This window comes from Pseudomonas sp. IAC-BECa141 (assembly GCF_020544405.1).
GTDB lineage: Bacteria > Pseudomonadota > Gammaproteobacteria > Pseudomonadales > Pseudomonadaceae > Aquipseudomonas.
On record NZ_CP065410.1, the window covers coordinates 254354 to 266901 of the forward strand.

The window sequence follows — 12548 nt, forward strand, 5'->3', positions numbered from 1 at the left end:
ACCGATTTTCGATAAGGACACTGCATGAAAAAGGTTCTGTTGTTTACCGCATTGGCGGCTGCTCTGACTGCTTCCCTGGCCCAGGCCGGCGAGAAACTGGTGGTGGCCGCGACGCCAGTGCCGCACGCCGAAATCCTCGAACTGATCAAACCGACCCTCGCCAAAGAAGGCGTGGATCTGGAAATCAAAGTCTTCACCGACTACGTTCAGCCGAACGTACAAGTGGGCGAGAAGCGTCTGGACGCCAACTACTTCCAGACTCTGCCGTACCTGAACAGCTTCAACCAGGGCAAATACAAGGACGACAAGGCCAAGTACCTGGTAACCGTGCAAGGCGTTCACGTTGAACCGTTCGGTGGTTACTCGAGCAAGTACAAGACCCTGGCCGAATTGCCTGACGGCGCCACCATCGCCATTCCGAACGAAGGCAGCAACAGCGGTCGCGCACTGATCCTGCTGCAGAAGGCCGGCCTGATCGAGCTGAAAGATCCGAAGAACGCCCTGGCCACGCCAAAAGACATCGCCAAGAACCCGCACAACTTCAAGTTCAAGGAACTGGAGTCGGCCCTGCTGCCGCGTGTTCTGAAAGAAGTCGATCTGGACATGATCAACACCAACTATGCGCTGGAAGCCAAGCTGAACCCGACCAAGGACGCCCTGGTGATCGAAGGCGCGGATTCGCCTTACGTGAACTTCCTGGTCGCCCGTGAAGACAACAAGAACAGCGATGCCATCAAGAAACTGGCCGCTGCCCTGACCAGCCCTGAAGTCAAAGCGTTCATCGAGAAGAAGTACGACGGCGCGGTACTGCCGGCGTTCTGATCCGACGCAACAGCAACCCTCTTCAAGGTTGGAAAAAAACGCCGATGAACAGCGATGGTCATCGGCGTTTTGTTTGGGGCGTGGGTCACTCAGGCAGCGCTGGTTTTCAGCGCCCTGCGCAAAGCCACCAGCCATTTCACGAAGTCCTGCGGGTCCGGTCGCTGCGGCACTTTTACGTCCATGTTCTCTTCCTTGTTATGGTTTGGCCGGGGGAGTCTGGCCAAAAGCTGTTCGTCCTTGGAGGGCCTTCATGAAAAAAAGATCCGTCCTACAGCGGAAGGAAAAATAGCTTTCTTATTCTGTCGGGGCAAATCCCGCGCAGCAGTTCCTGAAGAAGTTCTCCGACGTCGAAGCGCTGACTGGGAGATGGCCAGGCGGGCGGTTTTCCGATGATGGGCTCTTGGCTGGCAGGGCTAATCAGGCCAATTCCACGCCGGCTCATCCAGAACCCTCTGCCCGACGATCCCGGTCTGGCCGAGGGTTTTTTCCAGCACGATGCAATTGCATTCCGGGTCTTGCTGCAACGCCGAAATCAACCGCCGGGCATGGGATACCACCCACACCTGACACTGCTCCGACACGCGGATAATCAAGCGCGCCAGCGCCGGCAGCAGGTCCGGATGCAGGCTGGTTTCCGGTTCGTTCAGCACCATCAGCGACGGCGGGCGAGGCGTCAGCAGCGCGGCGACCAGCAGCAGATAACGCAATGTGCCATCCGACAGTTCCGCCGCCGACAACGGTCGCAACAAACCCTCCTGAAAAAACTCGATGGCAAAGCGGCCGCCCGCCAGCGGTGCAATATTCAGCCGTGCGCCGGGAAACGCATCACTGATCGCGGCCTGCAACGCGTCGGGATCGCCAATCTCGCGGATCGTCTGCAAAGCGGCTGCCAGATCTCGCCCGTCGTGATGCAGCACCGGCGTGCGGGTGCCCAGTTGCGGCTGGCGCACCGGGGCGTCGGCGTCGCTGCGAAAGTGATCGTAGAAGCGCCAGCGGCGGATGAACTCGCGCATCTGGAACACTTCCGGCGAGCTGCGCAGGCTGCCGACCTGATCGAACAGGCTGTCGAAGTTCGGCGTGTGCTGGGCCAGCACGTCCCAGTTGCGGCCGTCACGGACACGGATCATCCGCCCGTCGCGATCCACCAGCAAACTCGCCGGACGATACAGCGGGCCGGCCCAGATGCATTCCTTTTTGATTTCCGGGTCGAGGGAGAAGAACGAAAGACTCGGCTCCGGCAATCCCAAGGCGATCGAATAGCTGAAGTCCTCGCCGGCAAAGCCCAGGCGCAGGCGTTTGACGCCCCGGCGCACGGTGGACTGGATCGGCACCTCGCCGTTGCGCATGCGCCGGGTGATGGTTTCCGGTCCGGCCCAGAAGGTCGAATCCAGCCCACCCTCGCGGGCCAGCGCATTGACCACGCCGCCCTGAGCGGTTTCCGCCAGCAGCCGCAGCGCCCGGTACAGGTTGGACTTGCCGCTGCCGTTGGGGCCGGTGATCAGGTTCAGACGGCCCAGCGGAATCACCAATTTATTGATCGAGCGGTAATTGGCTACCGCGAGGGTCTTGAGCATGAAAATCCTTCTTGGGTGCCCCGAAATCCGGGTCAGGATACTCGCTGCACAGAAATGCCTGTATCGCGCGGACGAAGGTTGAACCCTGTTCTAAGCTCACAGTCGTATCGTCACTTGCACGTTCGTACACAGGAAGGAGTCTGCATGGCGAGTCCCGGATTGAAAACAGCGGTCATGCTGAGTCTTTTCGCTTTGTTGAGCGCATGCGGCGAGAAAAAGGCGCCCGAAGAGTACCTGCCCCGGGTCTTCGTCCAGGAAGTGAGCCCCGTCAATTACGCCGCCGCCGTGACCCTCACCGGTGATGTTCAGGCGCGGGTGCAGACCGAACTGTCGTTCCGCGTCGGCGGCAAGATCATTCAGCGCATGGTCGATGTCGGTGACCGCGTCTCCGCCAGACAAGTGCTGGCCAAACTCGATCCGAAGGATTTGCAGACCAACGTCGATTCCGCCCAGGCCCAGGTGCTGGCCGAGCAGGCGCGGGTCAAACAGAGCGCCGCCGCGTTCGTCCGCCAACAGAAACTCTTGCCCAAGGGCTACACCAGCCAGAGCGAATACGATTCCGCACAGGCCGCATTGCGCAGCAGCCAGAGTGCCCTGAGCGCGGCCCAGGCGCAGTTGGCCAACGCCAGGGATCAATTGAGCTACACCTCGCTGATCGCCGATGCGCCCGGCGTCATCACCGAGCGTCAGGCCGAAGTCGGCCAGGTGGTTCAGGCCACAGCGCCGATTTTCAGCCTGGCCCGGGACGGCGACCGCGACGCCGTGTTCAACGTGTACGAGTCCCTGCTGGCCGAGCGGCCGGCGGAACGTTCGATCGTCGTGAGCCTGCTCGACAACCCCGCCATCAAGACCACCGGTACCGTGCGCGAAATCACCCCGGCGGTGTCCGCGCAGTCTGGCACGGTGCAGGTCAAGGTCAGCCTCGACAGCCTGCCGCAGGGGATGCAACTGGGCTCGGTGGTGAGCGCCACGGCCAAGGGCACTGGCAAGTCGGCCGTTGAATTGCCGTGGTCGGCGCTGACCAAGAACGTCAGCGATCCAGCGGTGTGGATGGTCGACGATAACGGTGAAGCGCAGCTGCACAACGTCACCGTCGGCCGCTACCTGATCGGCAAGGTCATCATCAGCGAAGGTCTCAAGGGCGGGGAAAAAGTCATTGTCGCGGGTGGGCAATTGCTGCATCCGGGCATGAAGGTCGAAATTGCCGAAAACACCTACAAGGGCCTGCAACCGGGAGCGCAGCCATGAAGCGTCTGGGGCTGATATCCATTGGCGTGTTGCTGGCCGCCTGTTCGAAAAGCGAGCCACCGCCGGAGCCGGTACGGCCGGTGTTGTCGGTCAAGGTCGAGGCGATGAACGAGGAAAACCTCGGGCGTTTCGCCGGCAGCATTCAGGCGCGCTATGAAAGCAACACCGGTTTTCGCGTCGGCGGGCGCATTGCCAGCCGCAACGTCGATGTCGGCACCGAGGTGCAAAAGGGCACGCTGCTCGCCACCCTCGATCCGTCCGATCAGCAGAACCAGTTGCGTTCGGCCCAGGGCGACCTGGCCAGGGTTCAGGCACAGCTGATCAACGCTCAGGCCAACGCCCGCCGTCAGCAAGCGCTGTTCGACCGGGGCGTGGGCGCGCAGGCGCAGCTGGACATTGCCATGACTGACCTGAAAACCACCCAGGCTTCGCTGGATCAGGCGCGGGCGGCAGTCAAACAAAGCAAGGATCAACTCGACTACACCGAGTTGCGTTCGGATCACAAAGCCGTGGTGACCGCTTGGAATGCGGAGGCCGGGCAAGTGGTGACGGCGGGCCAACAGGTGGTGACCCTGGCGCAACCGGACATCAAGGAAGCCGTGATCGATCTGCCCGACACCCTGGTCGATGAGATCCCGCCCGACGTGGTGTTTCTGGTGGCCGGGCAACTCGACCCGAGTATCAACACCACGGCAACCCTGCGCGAGATCGAACCGCAGGCACAAAGTGCGACGCGCACCCGACGCGCACGGCTGACCCTGGCCAATACACCCGACGGCTTCCGCCTCGGCACGGCGATCAGCGTCACCCTCAGCTCGGCGATCAAGCCGCGTATCGAATTACCAGCCACGGCGTTGCAGGAGGTCGACGGCAAACCGCGAATCTGGGTCATCGACACCCGGAGCAAAACCGTCAACTCGCGCGACGTCAGCGTGATCAGCCGCACCGACAGCAGCGTGGTGCTCGCGGGGGCGTGAAGAACGGCGAGCGCGTGGTCAGCGCCGGCGTCAACAGCCTCAAACCCGGACAATCCGTGAAACTTGACGAGGACAGTCAATGAAAGGCTCTTTCAATCTCTCCGAATGGGCCCTCAAGCATCAGTCTTTCGTCTGGTATCTGATGTTCGTGGCATTGCTCATGGGGGTGTTTTCCTACTTCAATCTGGGGCGCGAGGAAGACCCGTCGTTCACCATCAAGACCATGGTGATCCAGACCAGATGGCCAGGTGCGACTCAAGAGGAAACCCTCAAGCAGGTCACCGACCGCATCGAGAAAAAACTCGAGGAACTCGATTCCCTCGACTACGTGAAAAGCTACACGCGCCCCGGCGAATCGACGGTCTACGTGTACCTGCGCGACACCACCAGTGCCAAGGACATACCGCAAATCTGGTACCAGGTGCGCAAGAAGATCGACGATATTCGCGGGCAGTTCCCTCAAGGCATTCAAGGGCCGGGATTCAACGACGAATTCGGTGACGTGTTCGGTTCGGTGTACGCCTTCACCGCCGACGGCCTGACCATGCGCCAGTTACGCGATTACGTGGAACAGGCGCGGGCCGAGATCCGCAGCGTGCCGGGGCTGGGCAAGATCGAGATGATCGGCCAGCAGGATGAAGTGATTTACCTGAACTTCTCGACCCGCAAACTGGCGGCGCTGGGCATCGATCAACGACAAGTCGTGCAGAGCCTGCAATCGCAGAACGCGGTGACTCCCGCCGGTGTGATCGAGGCGGGCCCCGAGCGGATTTCGGTGAGAACGTCCGGGCAGTTCGCTTCGGAGAAAGATCTGGCCGAGGTCAATCTCAAACTCAACGACCGCTTCTATCGCCTGGCCGATATCGCCGAAATCACCCGTGGTTACGTCGACCCGGCCACCCCCGAGTTCCGCTTCGACGGCAAGCCGGCGATCGGTCTGGCGATTGCCATGCAGAAGGGCGGCAACGTTCAGGAGTTCGGCAAGGCCCTGCACAAACGCATTGATGAGGTGACGGCGGATCTGCCGGTGGGCGTGGGTGTGCACACGGTGTCCGATCAGGCGGTGGTGGTAGAGGAAGCCGTCGGCGGCTTCACCAGCGCGCTGTTCGAAGCGGTGGTGATCGTGCTGGTGGTCAGCTTCATCAGCCTCGGGGTGCGCGCCGGGCTGGTGGTGGCGTGCTCGATTCCGCTGGTGCTGGCGATGGTGTTTGTGTTCATGGAATACAGCGGCATCACCATGCAGCGGATTTCCCTCGGTGCTCTGATCATTGCCCTCGGCTTGTTGGTGGACGACGCGATGATCACCGTGGAAATGATGGTCACGCGCCTGGAAATGGGCGAGAGCAAGGAAGAGGCCGCGACATTCGCCTACACCTCGACCGCGTTCCCGATGCTCACCGGTACGCTGGTGACGGTCGCCGGTTTCGTCCCCATCGGTCTCAACGCCAGCTCGGCCGGCGAGTACACCTTCACGCTGTTCGCGGTGATTGCCGTGGCGATGATCGTGTCCTGGATCGTGGCGGTGTTCTTCGCCCCGGTGATCGGCGTGCACATTCTCAGCACCAACGTGAAACCCCATGAAGCCGAACCGGGACGCGTCGGCCGCGCATTCAATGGCGGTTTGCTGTGGTGCATGCGCAATCGCTGGTGGACCATCGGCATCACCGTGCTGTTGTTTGTGCTGGCGGTGTTCTGCATGCGGTTTGTGCAGAATCAGTTTTTCCCGTCCTCGGACCGACCGGAAATCCTGGTCGACCTCAACCTGCCGCAAAACGCCTCGATCGACGAAACCCGCAAGGCCGTCGACAAACTCGAGGCCACGCTCAAGGGCGATGCGGACATCGTGCGCTGGAGCACCTACATCGGCCAGGGTGCGATTCGTTTCTACCTGCCGCTCGACCAGCAATTGCAGAACCCGTACTACGCGCAACTGGTGATCGTCAGCAAAGACTTCGAAGCCCGCGAGGCGCTGAGCAAGCGCCTGCGCGAACGTCTGCACAAGGATTTCGTCGGCATCGGCAGCTACGTGCAGGCGCTGGAAATGGGCCCGCCGGTGGGGCGTCCGATCCAGTACCGGATCAGCGGCAAGGACATTGATCAGGTGCGCAAGCATGCCATCGACCTGGCGACTGAACTGGACAAGAACGAGCACATCGGCGAGATCATTTACGACTGGAACGAGCCTGGCAAAGTCCTGCGAATCGACATCGCCCAGGACAAGGCGCGCCAGCTCGGCCTGTCGTCCGAAGACGTGGCGAACCTGATGAACGGCATCGTCAGTGGCGCGCCGCTGACCCAGGTCGACGACGATATCTACCTGATCAACGTGGTCGGTCGGGCTGTGGATTCCGAGCGCGGTACGCCGGAAACCCTGCAGAACCTGCAAATCGTTACGCCCAACGGCACGTCGATTCCACTGCTGGCCTTCGCCACGGTTCGTTATGAGCTGGAGCAGCCGCTGGTGTGGCGTCGTGATCGCCTGCCGACCATCACCATCAAGGCGTCGGTGCGTGACGAGATTCAGCCGACCGATCTGGTGAAAATCCTCAAGCCGTCCATTGATGCCTTCGCCGAAAAACTGCCTGTGGGCTACAAGGTCGCCACCGGCGGTACGGTCGAGGAAAGTGGCAAGGCGCAAGGGCCGATCGCCAAGGTGTTGCCGTTGATGCTGTTCCTGATGGCGACTTTCCTGATGATCCAGCTGCACAGTGTGCAGAAGCTGTTCCTGGTGGCCAGCGTCGCGCCGCTGGGGTTGATCGGCGTGGTGCTGGCGCTGGTGCCGACCGGTACGCCAATGGGCTTCGTGGCCATCCTCGGGATTCTGGCGTTGATCGGCATCATCATCCGCAACTCGGTGATCCTCGTGACCCAGATCGACGAATTCGAGCGCAAAGGCTACTCGCCCTGGGATGCAGTGGTGGAAGCGACCGAGCACCGACGCCGGCCGATTCTGCTGACCGCTGCGGCGGCGAGCATGGGCATGATCCCGATCGCCCGGGAAGTGTTCTGGGGGCCGATGGCCTACGCGATGATCGGCGGGATTGTGGTGGCGACCCTGCTGACACTGCTGTTTCTGCCGGCGCTGTATGTGGCCTGGTACAAGATTCGCGAGCCGAAGAAGGACGCTTCGACATCGGCCCATTAAGCAGGCTTGTTACATATTTGCGAAGGGTCTGACTTACAGCGTCGGCGTATTCAGTTAACGTCCCCGATCCTTTGGGAGAAGGGACGTCTGATGTCTACCGTTATTCGCTGGCTGCGCGCGCTATTGCTGATTGCCGGATTGTGCGTTTCATCCCTGTCATGGGCCGACACGTCATTGGAAAACTCGCTGTGGCGCGTGCAACTCGATCCTGCAACGCTGGCTGTCCGTGTCACCCCGGCCGGCGGCGAGACGGTGCAGGCATCGGCGGGGATTGCCCCACACAAAGTCAGTCAGTTGAGCAGACGCGACAACCGCATCGACTGGCAATGGGATGACGGGGCCTGGACCCTCAGCGCCACGCTCGATCAACGTGATCTGTCCTTCTCGATCAAGGCGCGTGAGCCGGCAGAACTGGAATTTCTCCATCAGCCTGCCAGCGCGCTGGGCAAGGCGCTGATCTGGCCTCTGGCCGAGGGGCACTATGTGCCGCGTGGCGATCCGGTATGGCAGGCCTTTCTGTTGAGTCAGGGGGAATTCAATACCACTCAGGATCTGAGCTTGCCGCTCTGGGGGGTTGAACATGACGGGTTCAGCCTGCATTGGCTGATGACCAATCCCTACAACAATCGGCTGCTGTTCAGCGACCAGGGCAAGGCTCTGGCACTGTCCGCCCGGCATCGTTTCACCCCGCTCGAGCCGTCCACACCAATGACATTCACCCTGTTTCTCGGGGCGGCCGACCCGTTGGCTGGCGCCAAACGCTACCGGCAGTGGCTGATCGATAACGGTCGCCATGAAAGCTTGAACAGCAAATTCGAAAAAACACCTGAGGCGAAGCGGCTGTTGGGCGCCAGTCATCTGTACCTGTGGGGCAACGACCTGCTGGGCGCCAGGGATGTACGCAGTTGGCCCTTGCTGCTCGACACCTTGCGCGGGGGTGATGCGTTGATCCGTGAACTGAAAGCGGGAATGGATCATGAGGCGTTGCAGATCCTTGCCAGTGGCACGGTGTTGAACGGTTATCAGAAAAAAGTGCTTCTGCGCAGTCTCAACCACGCCTTGAATACGCTGGCGCGCAAGACTTGGCAGGCCCGTGCCGTGCCGGACATGCAGGCTCTGGCGAGCGGTTACGCTGATGTGCGCGCGCAAGTGGCTGCTTCACTCGGTGAAGCGCTGACCCCCGAGCCCGAGCGCTGGGGCAGCACCTTGTCATTGGAAACGATCAGGCAAGTACAGAATGCCGGTCTGTTGCGTCTGTGGTTGGGATTGGGCGAAGGCTGGGAAGGTGGCCTGTGGCACCCCGAGGCGATCAAGGCCGGCGTGGCGGCGGGTTATCTGATCGCACCGTATGACTCCTATGAAACGGCGCTGAGCCGCAATGAAAACCCTGACTGGACCACGGCCCATCTGGGGGACAAGGCAAATCTTGAATGCGCAGTCGTAAAGAGCGACGGAACGCTGAAAAGCGGCTTCCAGCAATCGGGGCATTACACCGATCCCCGTTGCGTGCGGCCGTTGCTTGAACAGCGGGTCGCGGCGATTCGCGACGCCGCCGGTTTCAACAGCTGGTTTCTCGATGCCTATGCCACCGGCATGCTGTTCGACAGCTACCGACCCGGGGCAACGATGACCCAGGCCCAGAATGCCGAAGGCAACATCGGGGCATCACGCTGGATCAATGAAGTGTTGAAACTGCCCACCGGTTCAGAGGATGGCAACGCAACGACCGCGCAAGGCGTGTTGTTCACCCATGGCATGCAGACCCCGGTGATCGGTTGGGGTGACGTCGAAATGAGCAAGAACCCCGAATCCAGGTACTTTGCAGGCAAGTGGTATCCGCCGGAGCAGCCAGAGGTTTTCTTCAAACCTGTGCCGATCAAAGAGTCTTTGCGGCGTATTCACTTTGACCCGGCCAGCCGTTTGCCGTTGTATCAGGCGGTGTTCCATGGGTCGGTCATCACGTCCCACCATTGGCTGTTCGATAGTCTGAAACTGACCAATGTAAGGGCGGACAACGAACTCGCACAGTTGCTCTACAACGTTGCGCCGCTGTATCACCTCAGTGCTGACACGCTTGCACAGCGATTGCCGCAGATTGCCCGTCAGGATGCGTTCTTCCGGCCTTTGCATGAACGTCTGGCGACCCAGGCGCTCACCGGTTTCGAATGGTTGAGCGCGGACCGGCTGGTTCAGCAGACCTCCTTTGAAGACGGCACGCGATTGCTGGCCAATTTTGATATTCAGGCGCGTGAAGTACAGGGGCAGACGCTGCCCGGGCGGAGCCTTACGGTGCGTTCACCCGCAAGTGCGCCGACCCGGTTTCAGATTGAGGCGAGGCCCTGAGTTTCAGGTTTTGCGCCAGACACTCGCCAGCCACGGCTGCTGCTCCCGCGGCAACCCTGCCGGCCGGTAGTAATGCTCAAGTTCCACGAATCCGGCAGCGGTCAACAACCCGCGCCATGCCTCCAGATCGTGGTACGAGCCATAACGCGGCCCGTTCCAGCCTTCACGGTTGTCCCCGCGAGGATTGGAGCTGAACAACACGCCCCCCGGTTTTAGTGTCCCGTGCAACTGCTTCAACACCCGTGGCAATTCCTGCAACGGCACATGAAACAGCACCGCATTGGCGAAGATTCCGTCGAAGCGTTCTGCCGGCAGATCCAGCTTCAGAAAGTCCTGACACCACACTTCACAGCCACTGTCCTCTCGAGCCATCTGCGCGAATTTTTCCGCGCCGTCGAGGCCGACGGCGATGTGACCCATTCGTGTGAAGGTCTGCAAGTCCCGGCCCGGCCCGCAGCCGAAGTCGAGAATGGAAAGCGGCCCTTCAGCCTGAATATGCCGCAGCAGGGCGTCGATGTTCTGGCTGACATCATGGTCGCGGGTGCCTTCACGAAAATCCTCGGCCACCGCGTTGTAGTGGCCGAGGGTAGTGGAGGTGATCTGTTCCAGATCGATAGGCGTCTGTTTCATGGTCGGGCTGCGCTGGCAATGGATGTTGCCGACTATACGCCATGGGATTCAGCGCTTGTTCAACCCTCGCGCCAGACGGTCGCCGCCCAGTTGAATCACCGCCACCAGCGCCACCAGCAGCACGATCACGGTCAGCATGATCTGGCTGTCGAAGCGCTGATAGCCGTAGCGATAGGCGATGTCGCCCAGACCGCCGGCGCCAATCGCTCCGGCCATTGCCGATGAGTTGATCATCGTCACCAGCGTAATGGTGAACCCGCCGACGATGCCCGGCAGCGCTTCGGGCAGCAGCACATGCCAGACGATGTGCCAGCGCCGGCAACCCATGGCCTGCGCGGCTTCGATCAAGCCGTGGTCGACTTCACGCAGGCTTACTTCGGCAATCCGCGCAAAAAACGGCGTGGCCGCGATGGTCAGCGGCACAACGGCCGCCCAGACACCGTAGGTGGTGCCGACGATCAGCCGGGTGAACGGGATCAGTGCCACCATCAGAATCAGGAACGGAATCGAGCGAAACAGGTTCACGAAAGCACCCAACGCACGATTGAGCACTGGCGCCTCGTAGATGCCGCCCTTGTCGCTGGTGACCAGAATCACTGCCATGGGAATCCCGGCGAGCAATGCAATCAGCGATGACACGCCAACCATCAGAAACGTGTCGATGAAACCCTGCAGCAAGCGATCAAACCACATAACCCAGCACCTCCGTGCCTTGTGCCCACTGGCCCGCACGCTGACGCAGTTCCTCGGCGTTCAGCTTCGATCCCGCGACTGCCAGCAGCAATTGTCCGAGTGCATGGCCCTGAATCCGCTCCACGCCCCCCTGCAGCAATTTCACCCGACCACCGAGGGCGGCGAACAGCGCGGCCAGATCCGGTTCATCCTGCTGGCTGCCGGTGAACTGCAAACGCAGCACCACGGCCGCATCGGACGAAGACGGTTGCGCCTGCAAACGGCTCTGCAACTCTTCGGGCAAGGCATGTTGCAGTGGCGCGAGCAATGTCTGGCTGACGTCGTGCTGCGGGTTGCCGAACACTTCCCAGACCGGACCCTGTTCGACGATGCGGCCATGTTCCAGAACGACGACGCGGTCGCAGATTTCCCGGATCACCGCCATTTCGTGAGTGATCAGCACGATGGTCAGGCCCAGGCGTTTGTTGATCTCGCGCAGCAGGCCGAGGATCGACTGTGTGGTTTCCGGATCGAGGGCGGAGGTGGCTTCGTCGCACAGCAGAATGTCCGGGTCGTGCACCAGCGCGCGGGCAATGCCGACGCGCTGTTTCTGCCCGCCCGACAACTGCGCCGGATACGCCTTGTGCTTGGCTTGCAGGCCCACCAGCTCCAGCAGTTCGCAAACCTTTTTTTCCCGTTGCTCCTTCGGGACGCCGGCGACTTTCAGTGGCAGTTCGACGTTCTGCCACACCGTTTTCGCTGACATCAGGTTGAAGTGCTGGAAGATCATGCCGATCCGCCGGCGCAGGGCGACGAGGCGATCTTCGTCGTACTCGCCGATGTCCGCCTGATCGATCAGCACCCGGCCCGAGGTCGGTTGTTCGAGGCGGTTGATGGTGCGGATCAGCGATGACTTGCCGGCGCCGCTGCGGCCGATAATGCCGAACACTTCACCGCGCTGGATTGCCAGGTCGATGCCTTGCAGGGCCGCGACCGGGCCTTGTTTGCCGTCGTAGGTTTTGCCGAGCCCGACGAAACGCACATGGGCGCGGTTCAGTTCGGGATGCAGTTCGGTGCGCTGCGCAAGCGCGGGTGACTCTGGAAGATCCAGTCGCCGTTGAATGGCTGCCGTCATCC

General features: G+C 61.2%; 8 protein-coding genes and 1 pseudogene. 5 read left to right on the forward strand and 4 right to left on the reverse strand.

The annotated features are described in order from the left end of the window. The first annotated feature begins 24 nt into the window (after positions 1–24). Entirely contained in the window at positions 25–822 is a 798-nt protein-coding gene (locus tag I5961_RS01120; RefSeq protein WP_085697980.1) for a MetQ/NlpA family ABC transporter substrate-binding protein, read from the forward strand. Positions 823–1235: 413 nt separating this feature from the next. Here I5961_RS01120 and I5961_RS01125 read toward each other — a convergent pair whose 3' ends face one another. Then, positions 1236–2396: an AAA family ATPase gene (locus tag I5961_RS01125; protein WP_085697981.1), complete on the reverse strand. Its 1161-nt coding sequence runs from the start codon at positions 2394–2396 to the stop codon at positions 1236–1238. 144 nt (positions 2397–2540) lie between these two features. On the opposite strand from I5961_RS01125, the gene I5961_RS01130 reads away from it, so the two are divergent. From I5961_RS01130 to I5961_RS01145, 4 genes and pseudogenes are all read left to right on the forward strand, one after another. Next, entirely contained in the window at positions 2541–3644 is a 1104-nt protein-coding gene (locus I5961_RS01130) for an efflux RND transporter periplasmic adaptor subunit (RefSeq protein ID WP_085702754.1), read from the forward strand. Then, positions 3641–4704: pseudogene (locus tag I5961_RS01135) on the forward strand (efflux RND transporter periplasmic adaptor subunit). Before I5961_RS01130 ends, I5961_RS01135 begins: the two are co-directional and overlap by 4 nt. Beyond that, complete coding sequence (locus I5961_RS01140; RefSeq protein ID WP_227234102.1) at positions 4701–7766, forward strand: efflux RND transporter permease subunit; 3066 nt, start codon at positions 4701–4703, stop codon at positions 7764–7766. Before I5961_RS01135 ends, I5961_RS01140 begins: the two are co-directional and overlap by 4 nt. Before the next feature lie 90 nt (positions 7767–7856). Next, a complete protein-coding gene (locus I5961_RS01145) occupies positions 7857–10109 on the forward strand; it encodes a glycoside hydrolase (protein ID WP_227234103.1) in 2253 nt (750 codons plus the stop codon). 3 nt (positions 10110–10112) lie between these two features. On the opposite strand, the gene I5961_RS01150 is transcribed toward I5961_RS01145, so the two are convergent. From I5961_RS01150 to I5961_RS01160, 3 genes are read right to left on the reverse strand one after another with little or no spacing between them, the layout of a single operon-like run. Next, positions 10113–10739, reverse strand: a complete 627-nt coding sequence (locus I5961_RS01150) for a class I SAM-dependent methyltransferase (RefSeq protein WP_085697986.1) — start codon at positions 10737–10739, stop codon at positions 10113–10115. A 48-nt stretch (positions 10740–10787) separates the two neighbouring features. Beyond that, complete coding sequence (locus I5961_RS01155; RefSeq protein WP_065261159.1) at positions 10788–11432, reverse strand: methionine ABC transporter permease; 645 nt, start codon at positions 11430–11432, stop codon at positions 10788–10790. Next, complete coding sequence (locus tag I5961_RS01160) at positions 11422–12546, reverse strand: methionine ABC transporter ATP-binding protein (RefSeq protein WP_227234105.1); 1125 nt, start codon at positions 12544–12546, stop codon at positions 11422–11424. Before I5961_RS01160 ends, I5961_RS01155 begins: the two co-directional genes overlap by 11 nt. Between the last annotated feature and the right edge of the window lie 2 nt (positions 12547–12548).

Excerpts from the sequence above, each read along its gene's own strand:
- I5961_RS01120 (WP_085697980.1), top strand. The coding sequence starts at position 25 with ATGAAAAAGGTTCTGTTGTTTACCGCATTGGCGGCTGCTCTGACTGCT.
- I5961_RS01125 (WP_085697981.1), bottom strand. The coding sequence starts at position 2,396 with ATGCTCAAGACCCTCGCGGTAGCCAATTACCGCTCGATCAATAAATTG.
- I5961_RS01130 (WP_085702754.1), top strand. The coding sequence starts at position 2,541 with ATGGCGAGTCCCGGATTGAAAACAGCGGTCATGCTGAGTCTTTTCGCT.
- I5961_RS01140 (WP_227234102.1), top strand. The coding sequence starts at position 4,701 with ATGAAAGGCTCTTTCAATCTCTCCGAATGGGCCCTCAAGCATCAGTCT.
- I5961_RS01145 (WP_227234103.1), top strand. The coding sequence starts at position 7,857 with ATGTCTACCGTTATTCGCTGGCTGCGCGCGCTATTGCTGATTGCCGGA.
- I5961_RS01150 (WP_085697986.1), bottom strand. The coding sequence starts at position 10,739 with ATGAAACAGACGCCTATCGATCTGGAACAGATCACCTCCACTACCCTC.
- I5961_RS01155 (WP_065261159.1), bottom strand. The coding sequence starts at position 11,432 with ATGTGGTTTGATCGCTTGCTGCAGGGTTTCATCGACACGTTTCTGATG.
- I5961_RS01160 (WP_227234105.1), bottom strand. The coding sequence starts at position 12,546 with ATGACGGCAGCCATTCAACGGCGACTGGATCTTCCAGAGTCACCCGCG.